Below are 23,581 nucleotides of genomic sequence, written 5' to 3'. Positions count from 1 at the left end.
CGCCTGCAAGCTGACCTTTCCTGTCGTATGAGAAGTAGATTCCTGATTGATCGTCGCTCGTGTCTGAAAGGGCTCGGTGCCTCCCTCGCGCTGCCTCTTCTGGAGACGATGGGCTGGGCAGATGCCCTCAAGGGCAAGGCCGCTTACAAGCCCCCAGTGCGCATCGGATTCATGTACATGCCGCATGGCGTGATCATGGACCAGTTCTGGCCTGCGACCCCGGAGAGCTTTCTCACATCGCCGCCTCCGGCGCTGGAGTCACTGCGACCGGTGCTGGATCAGTGTTTGTTGATGAAGGGCATCTCCGGTGTCCCCATCGCCCCTTTCAACGGCGCGCCTCATGCGCTGGAGCTTTCCACCTGGCTTACCGCGACGCTCCCGGATGCCAACCGGCGCAACCAGATCAACATTGCCATCTCGGCGGACCAGATCGCGGCCAACTACGTGGGCGGGCTCACCTCCCTGCCCTCCCTGGAGCTGGCCACCATGCCGCAGACGCACAAGGAGAACCAGGAGGGGCTCAATGAGGGGTACTACTCGCATTGTAGCTATCGTTCCCCCACCCAGGCCGTGCCAGCGGAGATCAATCCGCGCAACGTGCTGAACCGGCTCTTCAAGAGCAATGACTTCGGCGGCCAGGAGCGGAGTGGTCGCGGTGCCGGCCAGTCGGATGCGCTGGACCGCAGCATGCTGGATCTGGTGATCGGCGGGGCCAAGGACCTGCGTCGCACCCTGCCACAGAACGACCAGCACAAGCTGGACGAGTACCTGGACAGCGTGCGCTCCCTGGAGCGCCGCATCGCTTCCATTGAGTTCCGCCAGAAGGAGGCCGCGCTGGAGAAGGCGGGCGTCAGCACCCGGCGGCGCAACGATGCCGACTCCCCGCCCATTGAGATCAGGATCCCGGAGGGCGACCGACGCAGCGAGTACATGCAGGTGATGTGTGACCTGAACGTGCTGGCCTTCCAGACGGACACCACCCGGGTGAGCACCTACATCGGTTCCACGCCCAACGGCGTCTCCTATCCCGAGCTCGGGTTCAAGGACGAACACCACTCCCAGACCCATCACAACAACCAGGGTGACAAGGTGGGCAAGGTGGCCGCCATCACCGCGTTCAACATCTCCCAGTTCGCCCACATGGTGAAGAAGATGGCCAGTCTGAAGGAGGGGGACGGCACGCTGCTGGACAACTGCATCATGATGTGGGGCTCCGGCCTGGAGGATGGCAACAAGCACTCCCGCGAGAACCTGCCCTTCATCATCGCCGGCAAAGGTGGTGGCTCGATCAATACTGGCCGCTTCTTCGCCGAGACGAAGGGCACTCAGGGAGATCTGCTCACGACCCTCCTCGCCTGCGCGGGCGTGCCGCTGGACCGTCCAATTGGGAATGCAACCAGGCAGATCACAGAGATGATGGTGAAGGTATAGAGAAAGGAGGGGTGAAGTGGCGCGTACCTACACGCCATGAAGCTCTTCCTCCTCCTCGCGGTCCTGTTCGTGCCGCTGGCGATTTGCACCAACGCCAGCGCCGCTCCTCCGGGCAAGCTCAAGATCTACATCCTGGCGGGCCAGTCCAATATGGAAGGGCACGCCAAGGTGGAGACCTTTGACTACATCGGGGACGATGCCGCCACCGCACCGCTGCTCAAGCAGATGCGGGGCGCGGATGGCAGGCCGGCCGGCTGCGATCATGTCTGGATTTCCTATTTCACGGGCGCCGGTAAAACCAACGGCGAGGGATTGGGAAAGCTGACCGCAGGCTTTGGCTCCCGCCAGGATCCAGCGAAAGACGGAGGCAAGATCGGGCCTGAATTCACCTTTGGGCTGACGCTGGACAAGGCGCTCCAAGAACCCGTTCTCATCATCAAAACGGCGTGGGGTGGCAAGTCATTGTACCACGACTTCCGTTCACCAAGCTCCGGCGTGTACCCGCGCACGGCCAAGGACATCGAAAAGGGGCAGTATGCGGAGGCCCAGTCCGGCGAGTACTACCGCCTCATGATCGGGCACGTGAAGCACGTGCTGTCCGACCTCAAGCGCGTGTGCCCGGCCTATGATGACAAGCAGGGCTACGAGATCGCCGGGATGGTCTGGCTTCAGGGCTGGAACGACATGGTGAACCGGGATGTGTATCCCTTGCCGAAGCCGGACAATGCCACCCCGCGCTACGCGGAATACAGCCGCCTGCTGGCCAACTTCATTCGCGATGTGCGCAAAGACATCAGCGCCCCGCAGATGCCCTTTGTCATCGGGGTGATGGGCATAGGAGGCAGCAAACCGAACGAACACATTGCCGCCTTCCGTGAGGCCATGGCGGCTCCGGCGGCCTTGCCGGAGTTCAAGAGCAACGTCATCGCCGTGCCGACCGCCCCATTCTGGTCCGAGGAACTCGGGGCCATCGCCGACAAGCGTGATGAAGTGCGGCAGATGGGTTATTACCTCAAGACGAAGAGCGCCAGGCACGCCAATGCCGATGGCTCCATGAGCGAAGTGCAGCAGCGGGAGTACTTGAAGAAGTTCGAGGCGGATCTGATCTCGCCCGCGGAAGAGGCTTTGTGGAAGCGGGGCGCTTCCAACGCAGGCTACCACTACCTCGGCTGCGCGAAGACCTTTGCGCTGATGGGCAAGGCGTTCGCGGAGGTGTTGTTGCGGACGGGTGACCAGCGTTGAGGCAGCTGAATGTAGTCCAGAGCTTTAGCTCGGTATTGAGATACGGGAGCCGTTCGACTGACGCACTAAAGTGCTGCACTACTTTGCCTGCGAGTCCTCTGGTTTCGTGGCTTGATGCCAACGGGCACAACGAAATATGCTGGAAGTACAGCGTCCGCAGGTGCAAAGATACAGCATGCTTGCATGGGAATGGCTGAGGAGATGGTTGGGAATTTCCAGCATGAACCCCCGTGCGAAACAGGCCACCCAGCACTTTCAATCGCTCCATCTCGATTTGCTGGTGAAGGAAGCCTGGGTGAAAGAGGAGGTAGGCGGCAGGACCTACGTGGTGATTGTTTACGAGGTGCCGGGAAGGCACTCCAGGCCTGCCCCCTACAAGGTCATTACGGTGGAGAAAGGGGGGCGCTACAGTGAGGTCGATCTAGAGGCTCATCCTCAGTTTAGGGTTCGGGGCAGGAAGTAAACTGGTAATGGACCGACTTCACAGGCGAAGCTTTGGAAGCTGTTCGTAGTACAAACTAAAGTTTGTACTACGAACAGTGCCTCCGAGCGAGATGTCGAGGGTCTCTTGCCCTCAGATCCACAACCCGTCAGGCCCGATGCGTCTATTGCATCAAAACCAGGCGGGGCACGGCGATAAGGGGCATCAATACGTGATCACGGCGCGTCCCACGATGTCACCGGTGCGCAGCAGTTCGAGGTTCTCGTTAATGTCCTTGAACCCGATCTTCTTGACGGTGTGGCGGATCTTGCCGGCCGCTGCCAGGGCCATGACCTCGCTGAGGTCGGTGTAGTTGCCCCAGAAGGAGCCGTGCAGGGTGTACTCGCGGGCCACCAGGGGGAAGAGGGGGATGTCAATGCGGTCGCCCACCAGCCCAACTGCGGTGTAGTGAGCGGCAATGGACAACAACTCGAACCCGGTGCGGATGAATTCCGGGGCTCCGGCGCAGTCAATCACCGCGTCCAGCTCGCCCTGGCCCACGGCCTTCTCCAGCTCCTTGCGGATCCCGGCCGTCGATTTGTCCTTGGTGCTGATCACGGCATCGGCCCCGTACTCGCTGGCCACGGCGAGCTTGTCGGAATTCCGGGCAAAGGCGACCACCTTGGCCCCGCCTCCGAGCAGTTTTGCGTACTGTACCGCATAGGAACCCAGGCCGCCTACGCCGAAGACGCCGAGAACGCGATCCGGGCCCAGGGCTCCGGCATCACGCAGCTTCTTGATGCCGCGATAGGGTGTCAGCCCAGCGTCGGTGAGCGGGGCCAGCTCGGCGGCATCCAGATTCTTGTCCACTTTGATGATGTAGCGGGAGGGGATGGGGACATATTCGGCATAACCGCCATAGAGGCCAAAGCCCGGCCAGCGGCCGTGACCGCAGATCTGGGTGTTGCCCTTCTGGCAGTGACGGCACGTGCCATCGCCCCAGCCGCCGACTACGACGACCTGGTCACCTTCCTCGAACCCTGAGGATGCCGGCACGAGGTTGCCGATCTTGTGTATGGTACCGGCGATTTCATGGCCCGGTGTCAGCGGGAACGTGGACTCGGCATAGGGGCGGAAGTAGCCATCAAGGAGCTGCACATCCGTGCGGCACATGCCGGCGGCGGAGACTTTGACGAGCACCTCATCGGGCTGGATGTCAGGCACGGCCACTTCCTCCAGGGTGAGCGGCTGGTGGTAGGCGTGCATGCGGGCGGCGAGCATGGTGGTCTTCATAGGGATGTAGGATTGAATTGTGTTTGTACTGGGTGGATGAAGGCCAAGCGGATGCCTGCAAAGGCGGGCGGCTTGGACAGGAGGCCCACGGGAATGGCGAGTCGCCACACCGCCATTGGGAGGCTGCGGAAAATCGTGACAGACAGACCGCACTTTTTTCTTCCTGGGTCTCGTGACCATGGAGCCTCGCTTCTTGGTGACCGGAGAAGTCAGGGGAGCGCACGCATCTTGCGTGCTGTTTCCGGCATCTTGGCGGGAACGTCAGTGGCCTCGCGACGTGTAACCAAACATTCGAGCGACATGGAGGCGGTGGGGAGAAAGCGGATGCTGTCGTCTTTCCCACCTGATCGTCCTCCGCGGAGGTCCCCAAGGTTGACTCGTCCGGCCTTGCGGAACTCGTCCAACCACTGGACTGTGCCACAATTCCTTCGGGGATTAACTGCGCACGCTCGAGGTGGCCGCCGGGGAACCTGCGCAGTGTAGATGCTCTTCGTCGATGAGGATGCGGCTACAAGCCCAACGTTGGCGAGCTTCCAGCGAGTCTACATTGGGAATACTGCATTCGAAGTGTCTGCTCCAAAGGAGTTGTGGCGGTCTGACTGCCTTTCACATCCAAGATTAGAGAGACAGTGACAAGCATGACCAAACATCTGTGGAAAATCAAAGAGCGGCGGTTTGTGCCATCACAAACCGCCGCTCCTTTGCGCAAGGCCAGTTAGGGCTGGCCAATCTCTTTGAAGGAGTCTCAGACACTCTGGCTGAGCGCATGCATGGTCTCATCATCCAGATGCAACAGCGCTGCGTGAGTATTGCTCTCCAGATGGGCCACGCTGGAGGTGCCGGGGATGGGCAGCATGACGGGTGACTTCTGCAGCAGCCAGGCCAGGGCGACCTGCCCGGGAGTGGCGTCATAGTGGTGGGCAGCTTTTTGCAGCGGACCGTTGGGGTTGGAGGCCATGTCCCCGGCGGCCAGTGGGTACCACGGGATGAAGCCGATGTTCTGCTGCTCACAGTATTGCAGCACGTCCTCCGAGTGACGATCCCCGAGGTTGTAGCGGTTCTGTACGGTGGCCACCGTCACGTACTGTTGCACCTTCATGATATCCTCCACCGAAACTTCGGAGAGGCCAATGTGGCGGATTTTGCCCTCCCGTTGGAGTTCCGCCAGCGTGCCGATTTGGTCGGCAAGCGGAACCTTGGGATCGATGCGGTGGAGTTGGTACAGATCAATCCGGTCCACCTTCAGGCGCTGGAGACTGCTTTCGCAGCGGGAGCGCAGGTGCTCGGGGCGGCCGTCGGGTTCCCAGATATCGGGGCCGGGGCGTTGCAGCCCGGCTTTGGTCGCGATTACGAGACCATCGGCATAGGGATGCAGGGCCTCAGCGATCAATTCCTCGGAGACAAACGGCCCGTAGGAGTCTGCGGTGTCGATGAGGGTGATGCCGAGCTCCACGGTGCGGCGCAGGACAGCCAGCGCCCCTGCATGATCTGCGGGCGGACCCCAGATGCCAGGACCGGTGATGCGCATTGCACCGAAGCCGAGGCGGTGGACGGGAAGATCGCCACCGATGAGGAAGGTGCCGCTCTGGACGGCGGGTTGGTCAGAAAGGTTCATGGTTGGAAGAAGGATAGGCTCAGGGGGGCAAGCAGTCTTACGTGTACGGACGGCGTGTGGGCGGTATTCTCCCTTTGATATCGCTCAGGGAACTGGTCTGGGAGCCACCCGCTTCCAGAAGTCGTCGAACGCGGGCGCGTCAAAGAACGCCGTCACTTTGATGATGCGGCCCTTGTGCATTTCCATGAACCACGCATAGGTGTTGCGGTAGGGTTTGCCGTCCAGGGCGAGAGCCTCACCGTCGAAGAGGGCGATGACCGTGTTCCCGTCCTCATAGAGACCTCGCATGGTGGGCACGAGAGGCTTGGAAAGACGGGCGTTGAAGGGCTTGATCACCTCGTTTATGAAGGCGTCCCGCGAGGTGTAGGTCTTGGCGGCAATGGAGTTGCCCGTGATGGTCCAGGTGGCGTCGGGGGCCAGCAGGGCGAAGGGGCCGCCGGTACCGGCGCGCCAGGCATCGAAGGCGGCCTGCACTGCCGCTTTGTTGCTGGCTGCCCCAGCGCTGTCTGGGGTGGCGGCGACTCGCAGACCCGTGCAGAGCAGGAGACCCAGGAGGAGACGTTGCAGAGTGGTTTTCATATCTTTGGATTAGGGGTGGGAGGTGTATTCTTCAGGGCGCGGGTGCGCTAGAGGCCCATTGGGAGGTGTCGCGAAATCGTGACAGGGGCAGCGCCCTTTTTCTTCGCGGGAAGCGAGGGTCCGGGTGACGGCTGTTGTAACTCCCCTACATCCAAATCCACATGGAAACCGAACTTGTGCTCGGAGAGCCTGCATCCGTATACTCGACCCGCTGCCGCACACCCCCTGCTGCCATGAGATATTCCCGGCTCCTTCTTCGCTACGGATTGGCATCGGTCGGGCTGTTCGCGTCCTCCTTCCAGATCCAGGCTGCGCCGCCGGTGGCGGTCAACGACTCGGTGGTGATGCATCATTCCCAGAAGGCGAGAATAGCCGTGCTGGCGAACGACACGGGGAACGTGAGCAGCCCGACTCTCACCATCATGCAGCTTCCACAGTCGGGCAGTGCTGTCGTGGACAGCAGTGGGCGCATCCTCTACACTCATCTGTCAGGCTCCCCGACCAGTGACTCATTCACCTATCGGGTGACCAGCGCCGAGGGCACCTCCAACACGGCCACGGTCACGGTGGCGTTTTCCAACAGTCTGCGCATTTCCGGCAGCTACAATGTCCCGGCCACGCCGCCTCCGCTGGCCGTGCAGCTCACGCCGGTGGTGACCGGGCTTTCTTCGCCGACTGCGATCGCTTCACCTCCAGGGGACACACGCCGGGTGTTTGTCTGTCAAAAAGGCGGGCTGTTGCGTGTGGTTCAGGACATAACATCCACCACGCCCACCGTATCCACGTTTCTGAATCTTCCCAATGTGCTGACGCCGCGGAGTGAAACCCTCAGCACCTCCAGCGAGCAGGGCCTGTTGGGGCTGGCGTTTCATCCGAACTACGCCACCAACCGCTATTTTTACATCTTCTATTCTGTCACCACGGGCGGTATCACTTACGAGCGTGTCTCCCGCTTCACCGCCAGTGCCACGGACCCCAATGTGGCTGACGCCGGCAGTGAGGTGATGCTCATCCAGCAGCGGGATGATGCGCCCAATCACAATGGCGGCGACCTTCACTTCGGGCCGGATGGCTATCTCTACATCTCCTTGGGTGATGAAGGAAACCAGAACGACTCGCTCAACAACAGCCAGACCATCACCAAGGACTTTTTCTCTGCTGTGGCGCGGATCGATGTGGACAAGAAACCCGGCAGCCTGGCGCCCAACGCGCATGCCGCGGTAGTTCTCACGGGAGGCGTGGCGAGCTACGCCATTCCCCCGGACAATCCCTATGTGGGGGCGACGACCTTCAACGGGGTGACCATCGCCAACACCTCAGCGATTCGCACGGAGTTCTGGGCCGTGGGCTTTCGCAACCCGTGGCGCTTCTCCTTTGACTCCCTGACCGGTGAACTCTGGCTGGCGGATGTAGGGCAGGACACGTATGAGGAAATCGACCTTGTGACCAAGGGGCGCAACTACGGCTGGGCCTACCGGGAGGGGAATCACAACGGCTTCAAGTCCGGCCAGGCGCCGGCGAATTTTGACTCCTTGTACCACACGCCTCCCCTCTATGAGTATGTGCACACCGGCGTGAGCGGCGGGGACGCGAACTTCAAGGGGAACTCGGTTTCAGGCGGTGTGGTGTACCGTGGCACGCGCTATTCCAACCTCATTGGTGCGTACATCTTCTCCGATCATGTGTCAGGACACATCTGGAGCCTGGTGCGCAATGGGGCGGGTGCCCCCACGGTCACCCGCATCGCCGGCGAAGGCAGCGTGGTGGCTTTCGGCAAGGATCCCTCCAATCAGGATGTGCTGCTGGTGGATCACAATGACGGCCGCCTGCTGCGCCTGACTTCCACCGCGGCCACGGGCACCTATCCCGACACTTTGAGTGCCACGGGCCTGTTTGCAGATCTGACCGATCTCGCCCCCTCGCCCGGTCTGCTGCCCTATGCTCCGAATCTGGCTTTCTGGAGTGATCACGCGTTGAAAAGCCGCTGGTTCAGCATTCCCACCGCCGGGGCCACCATGACCTGGAGCAGGGACGGGCAGTGGACCTTCCCCAACGGTCAGATCTGGGTGAAGCACTTCGACCTGCCGCTGAATCGCGACAATCCCACCACGAAGAAGCGGCTGGAAACCCGGGTGCTGGTGAAGAATGCTGCAGGAGCCTATGGCGTGAGTTACCGCTGGAATGACGCGGGCACCGAAGCCACGCTGGTGCCGGATGCGGGCGTGGAGTTTGATGTCAATATCACCGCTGGCGGCAGCCCCGCTGTGCAGCGTTGGCGCATCCCCAGTCGCGCGGAGTGCATGATCTGCCATACTCCCCAGGCGGGGCACTCCCTTTCTTTCAACACCCGGCAGCTCAACCTATCCCAGACGGTGAATGGCTTCAGCGGGAACTTTCTTTCGCTGCTCAGCAGTGCGGGTTATTTCAGCAATACCCCGGAGCCGCCCAACGTCCTGCCCCGGCACGTGCGTCTCGACGAGACAAGTCAGCCGGTGGAATCCCGCGTGCGCAGCTACCTGGCGGTGAACTGCGCCTACTGTCACATGGCGGGTGGCTCCGCCGCACCCGCAGCCTGGGACGGCCGCATGGAACTGACGCTCGACCAGACCGGCCTCATCAACGGCAGTGCGGTGAACAACGGCGGCAGTACGGCAAACAAGCTGGTCGTGCCGGGCGATACCGCTCACTCGGTGCTGCTCAACCGCGTCGCCGTGACCAATGGATTCACCCGCATGCCTCCCATCGGCAGCAATCAACTGGATACCCAGGCCATCGACCTGCTGACCACCTGGATCAGCAGCAGCCTGCCCACCCGGCAGACTTTTTCTGACTGGCGGTTGCAGCAGTTTGGCTCATCGAACTCGACCAACGGGGATCCGCTTGCTGACCCGGACAATGATGGCGTGAACAACACCGCGGAGTATCTGGCCTCCACCTCGCCTCTGGATGGGGCAAGCTTCTTCAAGGTGGAGCCAGCCGTGACCGGCCCCTCCGGGGACACCATCACGGTCACCTTCAGCGTCCCGCCCAACCGCTCCGCCGTGGTGGAAACCTCCACAAACCTCTCTGACTGGTTCTACTGGGATGTGCCCGGCAACAGCGGCCTTCCCCAGGCCGGCGGTACCGTCACCCTGACCGGCCCCGCGGCTGGTAGCCGGCAGTTCTTCAGGGTGAGATTGAGGGACAATTGACAGGTGACCAGGTTTCGCATTCGCGCCCTGGAGCAAAAGGGCGTGGAATCCGGCGGATGGCGAAGGGTTCGAGGCGTCACAAGGTCTGGCGAAAGCGGCGGTTCCCGCACGCACTCCAAAGATGCTTCGCATCCAGGTGGAGGTTGTTCTTGGGTACATGGATGCGCAGACCGCTTCTGACGTCGGAAAAAAGTCTCCGGAAAGAACCACGCAGCAGACGCTTCGGTGAGTGGCTGCCAAGGAACCTGGGTAGCGTAACGCGGTCTGGCAACTTCTCAAAATGGCCTTGTGCCGGAGAAGCCAGGGGAGAGCGCACGCATCTTGCGTGCTGTTTCCGGCATCTTGCCGGGAACGTCAGTCAGCGGGTGGCCTCGCGAGGTGCACCAAACATTCGTGCAACACCGCATTCGAGCGACGTGGAGGTGTTGATGGCGGTGGGGAGAAAGCAGATGCTGTCGGCCTTCCCACCTGATCCTCCTCCGCGGAGGTACCCAACGTTGACTCGCTTAGGGCTCGTCCAACGTTGGGCTGTGTTAGAGATCCCCGCTGGGGATCAACTTCGCACTGGGGCGGGCACCTCAAGGTGGTTCCTTGGCGGCCACCCCAAAACGTGGCGGTTGGTTCGTTCTCCTCACGTCGACAACTACGACCGGCCTTGGCAGTCATACGACAGAGGGTGATGCGCTGGGCCTGTTGAGCCTTTGGGCAAGCTGATAAAGGCTTGTTGGTGTGTGGCCGGGTAAGCCGCCACCATTCCCCACACGCTCTTGCACCCCGTCGCCCGTTGTGTTTTGCTGCTCTCAATCACAACACGCCAACGCCATGAACTGCCTGCCTCGAGTTCTTCCCGTATGGGTTCTCATCCTCCTGGTGGTGCCCGGTGCCACCAGTTGCTCAAAGAGGGAAGATTCTCTTGCAGCTCCTGCGCCGGCGCCCGCCATCAAGAGTGTGATCATCACTGTGAAACAACGCTCCACCACTCCGGTTCCAGGGACTGATGAAGCGCTGCGCCTCACCATCGATGACATTACGGCGGACAAGGTCATGACTTCCCTGGCGATGAAGGACGGGGCCAGCGTGCTCGCCGGACGACTCATGTCGCAGGGGGAGGCTGCCGCTTTCGACTATCAAGGCGCGGCGTATCGTCTGAAGCTCAAACAGCTCAACAATGCGCTGATTGGTGAAGACTTTGCCACCTTTGTCATCCAGCCTGCCTCCATCGCCTTCTTGAGCGAGCAGGACAAGATCGAGCATCTGATCCAGCACATTGCCGGGCTCAAGGAAGCCAAGTTTCTCCGCAATGGCGGGGAGCACAGCGCCGAGGAGGCGGCCAGCCATCTGCGGAAGAAACTCGCCGCCGCCAAGAGTGAGATCAAGTCTGCCGATGACTTCGTCGCCAAGGTTGCCACGCAATCGTCACTCACTGATGAGCCCTATACTCTGCGTCTTTCTGATGGGAGGCTGGTCAATCTGGCGGACTATCTGCGATCTGAGTTGCAGAGCTTGAATTGAGCCACGTTGGATCCGTTCGATTCACGCTACGGCTTCGCACGGAAGAGGCCTGTGATCGAACCCAGTACCATGAGCATCGTGGGCCAGAAGACGGTGTTCACGATGTCGTGCAGGCTCGCGCCCCAGCGCCAGCGGCCGAGAGAGGCAACATCATCCCGCATGTCGAGCAGTTCGCCAGCTGCCGCAATAAAGACCACTGCCGCCCAGGCGATGACAAAACGAGACTTGCGACGAACGAGGGCGAGCGTGATGACAAACGCCAGCAGGCCAATGTGGACGTGCAGCGCGTCTTTTGACAGATCAAAAAAGGCGACAAGCTGGAGCTTCAGGTTCTGGAAGAGAGACGTAGCCATCACCAGATCCATACGACCCATGCTTACGGATGAGCCGCCGCATAGTCCACGAGCAGATGCGGTGTGCCAAAGCAGATCGCAACCGCATAGAGTGCGTCAAACCAGACGACGGACAACATGGCTCCGAGAAAGATGAGCCCACAGACGGGAGTGGCGAGCAGTCGCAGGCCCCAGCCCGTGGTGGGTGCTTTGATGGATTGCCAGAGGCTGCTCGCATCTCCCGTGCTGGGGAAGGCATGCATGCCGATGGAGATGCCGAGCCAGCCGAGCAGCATTTCGATGATGCCGGGCTCTATCTTGCCTGCCGCTCCCAACCCGACTGGGAACGCGATGGCAATGGCGAGGAGAGTGTTGACGAGGAAGGGAGCGACGGAGATGAAGAAGTGCTTCCAGGCGCTGTCTGGCCGGGCATGGATGACGTAGCCGGAAGGGTTTTCCATCTGGAAGTATTTCACGTCCAGCACGGGTGTGTCGGTGAGACGGCACACGAGTTGATGGGCGGCCTCATGCACGATCACGCCTGGGAAGGTCAGCGCGGCGATGATGGGAGCAGGGATGAAGATCATAAGTCAGGGCAGGCGTTGAAGATGGTGGGTGAGAAGGCAGCCACTTGGAGAGAGGTGCCTCGACTCTAGTTTTGCAGGGGGCGGGATGCGGCGTTCTTCGCCTCCTTCTTGATGGCCCATTCCAGGTCCGAACCGATACGGTCAGCTTTGTCCAACTGGTACTGCGAGACCCTTCTCCCTTCCAGGCTGTTCATGGTCTCTTCGGCCTCACGCAGGTGGTGGCTTTTCACGCAGATCTCCGCAAAGCGCAGCTGCATGTCGGTGTCTTCACGATGATTGATGGCGAAGGGCCTGTAGGAAGCGTAGGCCGCATCCCAGTCATTGGTCTCGGCAAATTGACCCGCTCCGGCATAGTTCATCGCCGCCCGCCATTTCTCGGGGATCTGCACGAGGGCTGCTGCCAGCAGCGCAATGACCAATGTGGCACAGACCTTCACCCACATGGGAAATGGGAAGCGCACCATCGCATGCCGGCAAGGTTCACAGACGGGCAGCGGGGTGCGATCGCTCAACTGGGGGTTGCCGCAATTGGCGCACACCGACGGGTCGGTTTGTTCAGCAGGGGGAAGAGGGGGTGGAACGTCCATAGATCCAGATCGTGGATCGCCATGCTGCGTCATGGAGCATCGGAGGCAAGTGGAAAAACAAGGAGGCGCGGTTGTGTAAGGAGTGCGTTCATGTCATGAATGGAGTGTCTCCATGAAGCTGTCTCCGTTTCTCAAGCTCGTCTTTGTTGGAGGATTGATCGTGTTGGCTGGGCTCGGATACTGGCAGGGGAATCAGGTGCCAAAAGAGGCGCCTCCGTCGGGCCCCGGCGTCGTCTCCAAAAAGAGCCTGCAACGGGTCACGCTCAGGGTGCGAACCGTGAACGGCAAGTTGGTCGAGGCCGAGGATCGGACGAAGGGCGAGCCGGTGGTGCGGCGCTACGATTTACGGTGCTTACTGGCGGGCGACCTCTCCTTGAAGTCGGGGGACGTCCTCGATGCCCTCGTGTGTCCTCGCCAACCTGGGCAGCGGCTTCCGGACGCAGCGATCAGCGCTGCCAAGATTCTCAACTGGCAGGCGGAGGGCGCTCCGATCGCCTTTCGCTACATGGAGGACGAGGCCGATCCCCGGTTCGACTATCACATCCTATTCTGGCGCAAGCAGGAGAAGCTGATGGAGGACATCCCGGCGATCGGCCGGTTGTTTGAGGAGTAGGCGGCAGGGGCACAGAACCCTCCGGGTTCGAAGGAAAACTCTGACACTCCTGCCCGCCACCTCGACTTCCCCTACAGGGATCAACTTCGGCTGACCGATCAATCACAAGAACATCCCGCCAGAGGCTTCCACGCGCTGCGCATTGACCCATCGCCCTTCTTCGGAGCAGAGGAAGGAGATGACACCGCCGATGTCATCGGGCACGCCGACGCGGCCGAGGGCGGTCTGGGAGGCGAGGAAATCACGCAGGCCGGGATGGCTGAGGGCGTCCTTGGTGAAGTCTGTCTCGATGGCGCCGGGGGCGACGGTGTTGGCGTTGATGCGGCGCGGCCCCAGCTCCTTGGCCAGGTAGCGGGTTAAGACCTCGATGGCCCCTTTCATGGAGGCGTAGGCGGCGTAGCCGGGAATGGAAAATCGTGCCAGGCCCGTCGAGGTGTTCACGATGCGACCGCCATCGGCTATGAGAGGCAGCAGCTTCTGGGTGAGGAAGAACACACCTTTGAAGTGCACATTCATGAGGTCGTCGAAGTCGGTCTCCGTCGTCTCGGCGAAGGGCGAGGCGCGATCAATGCCAGCGTTGTTGATCAGAAAGTCGAAGTCCTTCCGCTGCCAGGTCTCCTCCAGCACCGCCTTCAGAGACTGGTGAAATGCTTCGAAGCCGGCGGTCTTCGCCACATCGATTTGCAGGAGGGCAGCCTTCCGACCGAGGGCCTCGATCTCAGCTTTCACGGCTTCGCCTTCCGCCTTGCCCTGGCGGTAGGTGAGGATGATGTCTGCACCGTCGGAGGCGAGTTTGAGGGCGGTGTTGCGGCCCAGGCCCCGGCTGCCGCCGGTGATGAGGGCGATCTTTTGGGTGTGTTTCATACGCCCCATTGATACCCCGGCCCGGCGGCCGGCACCATACCTGGAACTCCGGGAGATTTGCCTGATCCTCCGATGGGACGGGTGGGCCACGTATTTTGTTTGGAGGCTGGCTGCACCTGTCTCATCTTGTCGCTGTCGCTCTTCTGTTCTGTATGATCGATCTTTCCGTTCCGTGTCCGAACCCGCGTCTCATCGCTCTCTTGTCAGAGCTGGCGGCGGGGCAGGGGTTCAGCGACTCCCGACTGCCGGAGGTGAGGTTCATGCGCTCCACGCAGCATGTGCCGAACAGTCCCATCGTCTATGATTCCAGCATTGTGATCATCGCCCAGGGGCGCAAGACCGGCACCTTTGACGGGCGGAAGATCATCTACGACCCCAACCACTATCTGGTGCTGGCGGTGCCCCTGCCCTTTGAGTGTGAAACGGAAGGCAGCCTGGGCGAGCCGCTGCTGGGCGTGTCCATCGAGGTGAAGCCCGCGATGGTGGCCGAGTTGCTCCTGCAAATGACCTCCACCAAGGATGAGGATCTGGCACCCCATGCCATTGATTCCGCCAGCCTCGACGAATCGCTCAGCGAGGCCACGGTACGCCTCTTGGAGAGCTTGAGAACCGGTGAGGATGCGCGCATTCTGGGACCACAACGGGTGCGGGAGGTGGTTTACCGGGTGCTCCAGGGGCCGCTGGGTCACAGCTTGCGTTTGCTGGCGGCGCCGGACAGCCACTTTGGCCAGATCAGCCGGGTGCTGAATCGCTTGCACATCGACTACACCCGGAACCATGATGTCACCCTCCTGGCTCAGGAGGCGGGCATGAGTGTCTCCACCTTTCACGCCCATTTCAAAGCGGTGACGTCGTCCTCCCCGCTGCAATACTTGAAGAACATCCGCCTGCACAAGGCCCGTCAACTCATGGTGCATGAGGGGGCCAACGCCGGGGTGGCGGCCCTGCAGGTGGGCTATGAGAGCGCCTCCCAGTTCAGCCGGGAATTCAAGCGCCTGTTTGGCGAAGGCCCTGCTGCCGAAGCGGAGCGGCTGAGGAAAGCGCTGGTCCGCCTGGCGTAGCACGAGGAGAGGGCAAATCCTCCCGCCAAATGCCTGCCGGCCAAGAGGTTGCGAAAGGCATTGTCAGGGATCTGCTTGTATGCAGTCGTTATTTTTGCCATAGTTTCGGCGTATGTGGCAGGCAGCGTGTGGTTTCACGTGGAGAAGTTCTTTGGGTTCCAGGTCTGCAGACCGGGGTAATGGCCCGGTCCGATCTGCGTCGTGTTGCCTCGCTACCGTGTTTTCCGTGCTCTTATTGTTCTGTTTCCTTGATCTATGAACTGGTTCACCAATCTCAAGACGCGTGCCAAGCTTCTGCTCGCCTTCGGTTTCATCCTCCTGCTGCTGGTGCTGGTGGTGGGGGTGGCCTATCAGGCTCTGAAGGTCGTGCAACTCGACTACAATGTGGCGGCGGATGTGGCGCGGCTGGACAGCAACATCAACGCCCAGCGCGGTTCCTTGTTGTCGATGCTGCACGAGACCGATCGTGCCGCACAGGAGGCCGAGCTCGCCGCACTGAAGAAGCGCACGGAGCTGAACTCGCAGCTCATCGCGGCGCTGAAGGAGGAAGCACGCAACAACCCGGAGCTTCAGTCACGGATCAATGAATGGGTGGTTCAGCGGGATGACTACAACAAGATCCGGGATGAACAGGTCATCCCAGCCATCTTCGCCGGGAAGGTGGACGAGGCACGCGCGCTGGTCACGGGGACGCAGTCAGATCGCTATGATCACATGCGCACCCTGGGGGAAGAGGTTTCCAATCTGGCCCGCGGGGATGCTGACGCCCGGGTGAACAGTGCCATGCTCACGGTCGTCATCCTGGGCATCGTCGCGGTGCTGTTGGGGCTGGTGCTGGCGGTGACGCTGAACCGCATTATCGCCATACCTTTGGGCAATATCTCCCGTGCCGCAGAGCAGATCGCGCTGGGCGATCTGGAGGTGGTCACGGCCATGCCAGGACGCACGGATGAGGTCGGCACGCTCGGAGCCTCCTTTGACCGCATGACGACCTCCCTGCAGGTGATGGCGCGTGGTGCAGAGCAGGTGGCAGCAGGGAACCTCACGGTGGCCATCAAGCCGCAGTCTCCAAAGGACGTGGTGGGCAACGCCCTCGCCACCATGGTGCAGCAGCTCTCCGCGCTCATTGGCCAGGTGCAGAAGTCCGGCATCCAGGTCACCACTTCCGGTACGGAGATCGCCGCCACCGCCCGCCAGCAGCAGGCCACGGCCAGTGAGATTTCCTCCACCACCACGGAGATCGGTGCCACGGCCAAGGAAATCTCCGCCACTGCCAAGGAGCTGGTGAAGGCCATGAAGTCCGTGACGGAAACGGCTGAGGAAACCGCGACACTGGCCGCCAGCGGCCAGACTGGCCTCACCCGCATGGAGGCCACCATGACGCAGATCATGGAGGCCTCCGGCTCCATCAATGCCCGGCTCGCTGTGCTCAGTGAGAAGGCGGGGAACATCAACAAGGTCGTCACCACCATCACGAAAGTGGCAGACCAGACCAACCTCCTTTCCCTGAACGCCGCCATCGAGGCGGAGAAGGCGGGCGAATACGGGCGCGGCTTCGCCGTGGTGGCCACGGAGATCCGCCGTCTGGCGGACCAGACCGCGGTGGCCACGTCGGATATCGAGCAGATGGTCAAGGAGATGCAGTCCGCTGTATCTGCCGGGGTCATGGGCATGGACCGCTTCTCTGAGGAAGTCCGCCGCGGCGCGGAGGTGGTGGACCAGGTGGGCACCCAGCTCACGGAGATCATCGAGAAGGTGCAGACGCTCACGCCCAGCTTCGAGACGGTGAACGAGGGCATGCAGTCCCAGTCCTTGGGGGCGCAGCAGATCAGCGAGGCGCTGGTGCAGTTGGGCGAGGCGGCCCAGCAGACTGTGGAGTCCCTCACGCAATCGAATCTGGCCATCCAGCAGCTTACGGACGTCACCGCCGCGCTCCAGAGCGGGGTGTCACGGTTCAAGGTGACAAGCTAGGCAGTGCGAGGTGTGATCATGTTGCTTCTCGTCTTCCAACTGGGTCAGCATCGCTTTGCGCTGGACACGCGCCAGGTGGCGGAGGTGCTGCCTCTGGTGCACCACCGGCCCCTGCCCCAGGCTCCGGCCGGGGTGGCAGGTGTGTTTGCCTACCATGGCCGGCCTGTGCCGCTCATTGATCTGGCGGCCATCGCCCTGGGAGAGCCCTCCCAGCAGCGTATGAGCACCCGCATCATCCTGGTGAATTATGTGGATGGGGCGGAGACCCACCTGCTCGGCCTGCTGGCGGAGAAGACCACCGAGACCCTCCGTCGCACCGAGGCCGACTTTGCCACGACGGGCGTGACGCTCGACTCCGCCCCCTATCTTGGGCCGGTGACGCATGACGCCCGCGGCATGATCCAGCGCGTGGAGGTGTCCGCCTTGCTCTCTGAGGAAGTCCGCGCCGTGCTGTTCCGGCAACCGCTTGAGATTTCGTAATGCCCCACAGCTACAATCACATCACGAATCTGCTGAAGGAATCGATCGGCGTGGATGCCGCCACGATGGGGAAGTCTGTGGTGACGAATGCCGTGCGCCAGCGCATGGCCGCCTGTGGGTTGCAGGAAACAGAGGCCTACTGGAACGTGCTGCGCCGTTCTGATGAGGAGCTGGCCCAGCTGGTGGAACTGGTGGTGGTGCCGGAGACCTGGTTCTTCCGCGATGCGGAGGCCTTTGCCGCGCTGGTGCATCATGTACGGCAGGAGTGGGGGCCCGCTCATGCCACCGGGCGGTTCCGTGTGCTCAGCGCCCCGTGCTCCACCGGAGAGGAGCCCTACACCATCGCCATGGCACTGCTGGATGCCGGCCTGCCGGCGATGCGGTTCCAGATCGATGCCATCGACATCAGCGAGCGTGCCCTCGCTCAGGCGCGCCGGGCTGTCTATGGCCGGAACGCTTTCCGCGGCAGCGACGTGAGTTTCCGTGAACGGTATTTCAGGGAGGAAAAGGGGCTGCACCGGATCACTCCGCTGGTGCGGGAGTGTGTGGATTTCCGCCAGGCCAATCTGGTGTCCGATGCCCCGCTGCCGGGGGCTGGCAGCTATGACGCCATCTTCTGCCGGAACGTGCTCATCTACTTCGATGCGCCGACTCAGGAGCGCGTGATCCGGGCGCTGGACCGGCTGCTGGCACCCCAGGGCCTGCTCTTTGTCGGTCCGGCGGAGACCTTTCTCACCCGCAGCGTCGGCTACACCTCGGTGGATTTTCCCTCCGCATTCGCCTGTCGTCGCTCGACCAGGAAGAGCGGGGTCCATGCTCCTGGGACCGCGTCCACTGCGGCACCCGCCTTCCGTCCGTTCACGGCGCCGACCGCGCTCCGCGCCGAGCCCAGGAAACCTGTGCCTGCCCCGGCGGCCAAGCCCGCCGCCAGGAAGTTGGCTCCTGTACCCACCCCCGCCACGGCTGCCGCAGCGCCGCCAGCGGCAGCCCCCGGGCTTGCCGCCATCACGCGGCTGGCGGATGCCGGCCATCTGGCGGAGGCGGTCACCGCCTGTGAGGGCCATCTGCGTGATCACGGCCCCTCAGTGGAGGCGTACTACCTGCTGGCGCTCATCCGCGACATGCTGGGCAGCACTGCCGAGGCCGCCAAATGCTACCGCAAAGTGTTGTACCTCGATCCCAACCATTCCGAGGCCCTGCTGCACCTCGCGCTGCTGGCAGAGAACCAGGGCGATCTGGCTGAGGCCCGCCGCCTGCAACAACGCGCCCGCCGCAGTGAGGAGGTGGCCCGATGACCCAGCCCCACGCAGATGCGCCTGCTCCGCCTCCGCCCAGCGGCGGCACCTCGGGCGCCCAGTTCCTGCTGGATCGTGCCCCGCCGGAGGACTATCTGCGCGAGTGGACGGAGCGGATCGCCAGTGAAAAACGGGCGGCCGATACCGGCACCACCTCCGCATTGATCTTCCGCATCGGCGTGGAATGGCTGGCCCTGCCCACGCAGATCTTCCAGCAGGTGGCAGACCAGTGCCCCGTGCACAGCCTGCCGCACCGCATGGACGGCATCGTCCGCGGGGTGGTGAACATCCGCGGGGAGCTGCTGGTGTGCGTGTCCCTGGGCTCGGTACTAGGTATCGACAAAGAGCCCGCCACCGTACGGGAGGGCGGCCGCAGGGTCTACCCCCGGCTGCTGGTGGCCAACCGGAGCGGCAACCGCCTTGCCTTTCCCGTGGATGAGGTTCTAGGGGTGCACCGCTACCATCCCGGTGCCCTGCGCCCCCTGCCCTCCACCCTGGCGGAGAGCCGTGTTTCCTATACCCAGGGCCTGCTCCCCTGGCGGGACCGCACCGTGGGCTGCCTGGATGACGAACTGCTCTTCTACACCCTCAACCGGAGTCTTTCATGAGCGCAACTGACGGCGGCGACCTGGGCGACTTCTCCCTGGCGGATCTCTTCCGCATGGAGGTGGAGACGCAGACGGTCGTGATGACGGAGCACCTCCTGGCCCTGGAGCGTGAGCCCGATGTCGCCCGCCACTATGAGGAGCTCATGCGCAGTGCGCACTCTCTGAAGGGGGCGGCAGGCATTGTGGACAACAAGGCTGCGGCGCGCATTGCCCACGGCATGGAGGACTGCTTCGTCGCGGCGCAGCACGGCCACATCTCCCTGCCGCAGGAGCGCATCGATCTGCTGCTGGACGGCGTGGACCTGCTCTCCCGCCTGTCCAAGGTGGCGGAGGAGAACCTTGAGAGGTGGCAGACCACCCACCACCGGGAGATTGAGACCTTCCTGGACTCCCTCGCCAGCTCCATCGCGGCGCCGGCAGCCACTGCGCCTCCTGCGCCTCAAGCATCAGCGTCTGCGGCCGTTGTTTCATCGCCTCCCGTGGAACCGGCCGCGGCCGTGGTGGCGGCGGATGAGCTGGAGCCGGTCGAGGTCGCGGATGCCCGGAGCGCAGTTCAAGGAAATGCGGCACCCGGTGCCGTGCGTGGAGCGGATGCGGCCGCGCGTTCCCTGCGGGTCACGGCGGAGAACCTCAACCGCCTGCTCGCCTTCGCCGGAGAGTCGGTGGTGGCCTCCCGCTGGGTGAACACCTTCGCGAGCGACCTGCTGCGGATGAAGCAGCTGCAGAACACGATCAGCCAGTCCATCGCCAACCTGCGCCAGACGCTGGCCGGTGCCGGCATGGATGAGCGGGTGCAGGCCCAGTGCATGGAGCTGCAGCGCCGCACCGGGGATTGCCTGGATTTGCTGACCGGCCAGCTCACGGACCTGGACCTTTTTGACCGCCGCTTCTACAATCTCTCCAAGCGCCTTTACCAGGAGGTGCTGGACTGCCGCATGCGCCCCTTCTCAGACGGGGTGCAGGGCTTCCCCCGGCTGGTGCGGGATGCCGCGCGCTCGCTGGGCAAGGAGGTGCGGCTGGACATCGTGGGCGGCTCCACCCCCGTGGACCGCGAGGTGCTGGAACGCGTGGAGGCCCCGCTGGGCCACCTCCTGCGCAATGCGGTGGACCACGCCATCGAGCCGCCGGCGGACCGGCTTCAGGCCGGGAAACCCGCTCTCAGCACCCTCCGACTGGAGGCGCGCCACAGCGCTGGCATGCTCATGATCGAGGTCACCGATGACGGCCGCGGCATCGATCTGGAGATGATCCGGTCTGCCGTGGTGCGGAAGAACCTCACCACCGCCGCCCTGGCCGCAGAGCTGTCTGACGCGGAGCTGCTGGAGTTCCTTTTCCTCCCGGGCTTCAGCATGAAGGACACTGTCACCCATCTCTCCGGCCGCGGGGTCGGGCTGGATGTGGTGCAGACCATGGCCAAGGAGGTGGGCGGGGGTGCCCGCATTTCATCGAACCTCGGCAGCGGCACGCAGTTCCAGCTGCAGCTGCCGCTCACCCTGTCCGTGCTGCGCACGCTGATCGTGGAGGTGGGTGGGGAGACGTATGCCTTTCCGCTCGCCCGCATCGCCGGCGCATTGAAGGTATCTCGGGCGCAGATCGAGTCTGTGGAGGGGCGGGAGCACTTCCGCTTTGGCGATCAGCAGGTGGGTCTGGTCACGGCGCATCAGGTTCTGGGCGTGCCGGACGTGCCTGCTGCAGAGGAGGAGGTGCCCGTGCTGGTGCTGGGGGACAAGAACAGCCGCTACGGCGTGGTCATGGACCGCTTCCTGAACGAGCGGGAGCTGGTGGTGCTGCCGCTGGATCCGCGCCTGGGCAAGATCAAGGACATCAGTGCCGCGGCTCTCCTGCCGGATCAATCACCTGTGCTCATTGTGGATGTGGATGACATGGTCCGTTCCATTGAGCTCCTCGTCTCCGGCGGGCGTCTGGCCCACGTGTCCCGTGGCGATGCCACCCAGGGCCGGAAGTCGCGCAAGCGGGTGCTGGTGGTGGATGACTCCCTCACCGTGCGGGAGCTGGTGCGCAAGCTCATCAGCAGCAAGGGGTATGTCGTGGAGGTTGCCGTGGACGGCATGGACGGTTGGAACGCCGTTCGCACGGGCAACTACGATCTGGTGGTGACAGATGTGGACATGCCCCGCATGGATGGCATTGAACTGGTGAACCACATCAAGAAAGACACCCGTTTGCACTCCCTGCCTGTGATGATTGTTTCCTATAAAGATCGAGAAGAAGACCGCCAGCGGGGCCTGGAGGCCGGAGCGGACTACTACCTCACGAAGGGCAGCTTCCACGATGAGACGCTGCTCCGTGCGCTGCAAGACTTGATCGGGGAGGCCGGAGCGTGAGGATTGCGATCATCAACGACATGGCCATGGCGGTGGAGGCCGTCTCCCGTGTGCTCACCAAGTCCGGCGAGCATCAGGTGGCCTGGATCGCCCGGGACGGAGCGGAGGGCGTGCGCCGCTGTGGTGAGGATCGGCCGGACCTCATCCTCATGGATATCTTCATGCCCGTAATGGATGGCGTGGAGGCCACCCGGCAGATCATGGTGCAATCGCCGTGCCCCATCCTCATCGTCACCGCCAGTGTGGAGAGCCACACGTCCAAGGTGTTTGAGGCGCTCGGTGCTGGCGCCCTGGATGTGGTGACCACTCCGGTCCTTGGGCCGGATGGCCGGGGGGACGGTGGCCCCGCCCTGCTGGCGAAGATCGGCGTGCTCAGCCGCCTCATTACTGGTCGAGCTCCCAAGGCCCATGCCGCCCCGCCGCCGGAGACCCCAGCACTGGCCATGGCGCAGAGCCGGCTGGTGGTCATCGGGGCTTCCGCCGGAGGTCCCGCCGCTTTGGCTGAGGTGCTGGGGAACCTGCCGCGGGATTTTGCCGCCTCCCTCATCATTGTGCAGCATGTGGACGCCCAGTTCGCCAGCCTCATGGCCAAGTGGCTCCACGGTCAGTCCCGCATTCCCGTGCGTCTGGCAGAGGATGGCGACCGCCCGGAGCCCGGCGTGGCCCTCCTGGCCGGCACGAATGACCACCTCGTCTTTGATGGGCCCCGCCTGCTCTGCTACCACTCTGAGCCGCGCAACTGCTCCTACCGCCCCTCGGTGGACGTGTTCTTCGAGAGCGTGGTCCGCCACTGGAAAGGCGATGTTGCCGCCGCCCTGCTCACCGGCATGGGGCGGGACGGTGCCAAGGGGCTGAAAGCCCTCCGCGACCGCGGCGCATTCACGATTGCGCAGGATCAGGCCAGCTGCATTGTCTATGGCATGCCCAAGGCGGCGGTGGCGCTCGGCGCAGCTGTGGAGGTCCTCCCTCTGAGCCAGATCGGCCCGCGCCTGACCCGCCACTTTTCTCACGTAAAAGACCCCTCCCCCGCATGATGAGCACTGAAGCTTTCCCGCCAGAGAACCCCGATACGCCCTCCTCCGCCAGTACCATCACGGTGCTGCTGGTGGACGACCAGCGCATCATCGGGGAAGTGGTGCGCCGCATGTTCCTGGACCAGCCAGACATCACCTTCCACTACTGTGCAGATGGCACCCAGGCCGTGGCCAGGGTTCAGGAAATTAAGCCCGATGTCATCCTCCAGGACCTCGTCCTGCCGGAGGTCGACGGCGTTGAGCTCGTCCGCCAGTACCGCGCCCAGGAGTGCTCCCGCACCACCCCGGTGATCGTCCTCTCTGCTGCGGAAGATGCCGCCACCCGCACCCGTGCTGCCGAAGCCGGGGCGAATGAGTTCATGGTCAAGCCTCCACCAAAAGCCGCCCTCATCGAGCGCATTCGTGCTCTGCTGGGCGCGGCGTGAGAAGTCAGGGGGTGTTTGAGCGGATGGAATCCGTCGGACGACTCGTAGCGTCGCTTCAGGATACGAATCCTTGTCCTTCGCAGTCTGGCACCTCT

The 23,581-nt window shown here is 62.8% G+C and carries 21 protein-coding genes; 14 read left to right on the top strand and 7 right to left on the bottom strand.

The features are described from left to right. The first annotated feature begins 27 nt into the window (after positions 1–27). The 3 genes from BV034_RS33595 (at position 28) to BV034_RS33585 (ending at position 3,136) form a co-directional block, all read left to right on the top strand. Complete coding sequence (locus BV034_RS33595) at positions 28–1,431, top strand: DUF1552 domain-containing protein (protein ID WP_050031306.1); 1,404 nt, start codon at positions 28–30, stop codon at positions 1,429–1,431. 36 nt (positions 1,432–1,467) lie between these two features. Then, a complete protein-coding gene (locus BV034_RS33590) occupies positions 1,468–2,673 on the top strand; it encodes a sialate O-acetylesterase (protein ID WP_050031305.1) in 1,206 nt (401 codons plus the stop codon). 220 nt (positions 2,674–2,893) lie between these two features. Further along, positions 2,894–3,136 (top strand): hypothetical protein, encoded by a 243-nt coding sequence (locus BV034_RS33585; protein WP_265593775.1) that lies wholly within the window; start codon positions 2,894–2,896, stop codon positions 3,134–3,136. 183 nt (positions 3,137–3,319) lie between these two features. On the opposite strand, the gene BV034_RS33580 is transcribed toward BV034_RS33585, so the two are convergent. The 3 genes from BV034_RS33580 to BV034_RS33570 all read right to left on the bottom strand — a co-directional run bounded on the left by BV034_RS33580 (position 3,320) and on the right by BV034_RS33570 (position 6,581). Next, a complete protein-coding gene (locus BV034_RS33580; protein WP_050031345.1) occupies positions 3,320–4,375 on the bottom strand; it encodes an alcohol dehydrogenase catalytic domain-containing protein in 1,056 nt (351 codons plus the stop codon). Between the two features lie 757 nt (positions 4,376–5,132). Further along, positions 5,133–6,002, bottom strand: coding sequence for an aldo/keto reductase (locus tag BV034_RS33575; protein ID WP_050031303.1), 870 nt, complete (start codon positions 6,000–6,002; stop codon positions 5,133–5,135). Positions 6,003–6,086: 84 nt separating this feature from the next. Next, complete coding sequence (locus BV034_RS33570; protein WP_063768980.1) at positions 6,087–6,581, bottom strand: nuclear transport factor 2 family protein; 495 nt, start codon at positions 6,579–6,581, stop codon at positions 6,087–6,089. Positions 6,582–6,814: 233 nt separating this feature from the next. Here BV034_RS33570 and BV034_RS33565 point away from each other — a divergent pair, with 233 nt between their 5' ends. Further along, complete coding sequence (locus BV034_RS33565) at positions 6,815–9,772, top strand: PQQ-dependent sugar dehydrogenase (RefSeq protein WP_265593773.1); 2,958 nt, start codon at positions 6,815–6,817, stop codon at positions 9,770–9,772. Between the two features lie 822 nt (positions 9,773–10,594). Further along, positions 10,595–11,284 (top strand): DUF5329 family protein, encoded by a 690-nt coding sequence (locus tag BV034_RS35485; RefSeq protein ID WP_050031301.1) that lies wholly within the window; start codon positions 10,595–10,597, stop codon positions 11,282–11,284. 26 nt (positions 11,285–11,310) lie between these two features. Here the strand turns inward: BV034_RS35485 and BV034_RS33555 are convergent, their stop codons facing one another. The 3 genes from BV034_RS33555 to BV034_RS33545 form a co-directional block, all read right to left on the bottom strand. After that, a complete protein-coding gene (locus BV034_RS33555; RefSeq protein ID WP_050031344.1) occupies positions 11,311–11,637 on the bottom strand; it encodes a hypothetical protein in 327 nt (108 codons plus the stop codon). 23 nt (positions 11,638–11,660) lie between these two features. Next, entirely contained in the window at positions 11,661–12,203 is a 543-nt protein-coding gene (locus tag BV034_RS33550; RefSeq protein WP_050031300.1) for a metalloprotease family protein, read from the bottom strand. A gap of 65 nt (positions 12,204–12,268) precedes the next feature. Beyond that, positions 12,269–12,667, bottom strand: a complete 399-nt coding sequence (locus BV034_RS33545) for a hypothetical protein (protein WP_050031299.1) — start codon at positions 12,665–12,667, stop codon at positions 12,269–12,271. A gap of 235 nt (positions 12,668–12,902) precedes the next feature. On the opposite strand from BV034_RS33545, the gene BV034_RS33540 reads away from it, so the two are divergent. Next, entirely contained in the window at positions 12,903–13,403 is a 501-nt protein-coding gene (locus tag BV034_RS33540) for a hypothetical protein (protein WP_050031298.1), read from the top strand. A 102-nt stretch (positions 13,404–13,505) separates the two neighbouring features. On the opposite strand, the gene BV034_RS33535 is transcribed toward BV034_RS33540, so the two are convergent. Continuing rightward, positions 13,506–14,267 (bottom strand): SDR family oxidoreductase, encoded by a 762-nt coding sequence (locus tag BV034_RS33535; RefSeq protein WP_050031297.1) that lies wholly within the window; start codon positions 14,265–14,267, stop codon positions 13,506–13,508. Positions 14,268–14,419: 152 nt separating this feature from the next. Between BV034_RS33535 and BV034_RS33530 the strand changes: the two genes are divergently transcribed. From BV034_RS33530 to BV034_RS33495, 8 genes are all read left to right on the top strand, one after another. Beyond that, positions 14,420–15,328, top strand: coding sequence for an AraC family transcriptional regulator (locus BV034_RS33530; RefSeq protein ID WP_050031296.1), 909 nt, complete (start codon positions 14,420–14,422; stop codon positions 15,326–15,328). Between the two features lie 255 nt (positions 15,329–15,583). Then, the gene (locus BV034_RS33525; RefSeq protein WP_050031295.1) at positions 15,584–17,299 is read left to right on the top strand and encodes a methyl-accepting chemotaxis protein; all 1,716 of its coding nucleotides are present in this window, start codon (positions 15,584–15,586) and stop codon (positions 17,297–17,299) included. Positions 17,300–17,317: 18 nt separating this feature from the next. Further along, a complete protein-coding gene (locus tag BV034_RS33520) occupies positions 17,318–17,779 on the top strand; it encodes a chemotaxis protein CheW (RefSeq protein ID WP_050031294.1) in 462 nt (153 codons plus the stop codon). Next, positions 17,779–19,074, top strand: a complete 1,296-nt coding sequence (locus BV034_RS33515) for a CheR family methyltransferase (protein WP_050031293.1) — start codon at positions 17,779–17,781, stop codon at positions 19,072–19,074. Before BV034_RS33520 ends, BV034_RS33515 begins: the two co-directional genes overlap by 1 nt. Further along, positions 19,071–19,682 carry a chemotaxis protein CheW gene (locus BV034_RS33510; protein ID WP_050031292.1) on the top strand — a complete coding sequence of 204 codons (612 nt, stop codon included), beginning with the start codon at positions 19,071–19,073 and terminating at the stop codon, positions 19,680–19,682. The genes BV034_RS33515 and BV034_RS33510 overlap by 4 nt, the downstream gene beginning before the upstream one ends. Continuing rightward, complete coding sequence (locus BV034_RS33505; RefSeq protein ID WP_050031291.1) at positions 19,679–22,027, top strand: hybrid sensor histidine kinase/response regulator; 2,349 nt, start codon at positions 19,679–19,681, stop codon at positions 22,025–22,027. The genes BV034_RS33510 and BV034_RS33505 overlap by 4 nt, the downstream gene beginning before the upstream one ends. Continuing rightward, on the top strand, positions 22,024–23,061 hold the full coding sequence (locus BV034_RS33500) for a chemotaxis response regulator protein-glutamate methylesterase (protein ID WP_050031290.1): 1,038 nt from the start codon (positions 22,024–22,026) through the stop codon (positions 23,059–23,061). The genes BV034_RS33505 and BV034_RS33500 overlap by 4 nt, the downstream gene beginning before the upstream one ends. After that, positions 23,058–23,486, top strand: a complete 429-nt coding sequence (locus BV034_RS33495) for a response regulator (protein WP_050031289.1) — start codon at positions 23,058–23,060, stop codon at positions 23,484–23,486. Before BV034_RS33500 ends, BV034_RS33495 begins: the two co-directional genes overlap by 4 nt. The last annotated feature ends 95 nt before the right edge of the window (positions 23,487–23,581 follow it).

Source organism: Verrucomicrobium sp. BvORR034, from assembly GCF_000739635.1.
In the GTDB taxonomy this organism is placed as follows: domain Bacteria; phylum Verrucomicrobiota; class Verrucomicrobiia; order Verrucomicrobiales; family Verrucomicrobiaceae; genus Verrucomicrobium.
This window is presented reverse-complemented; position numbering and strand designations above follow the sequence as displayed.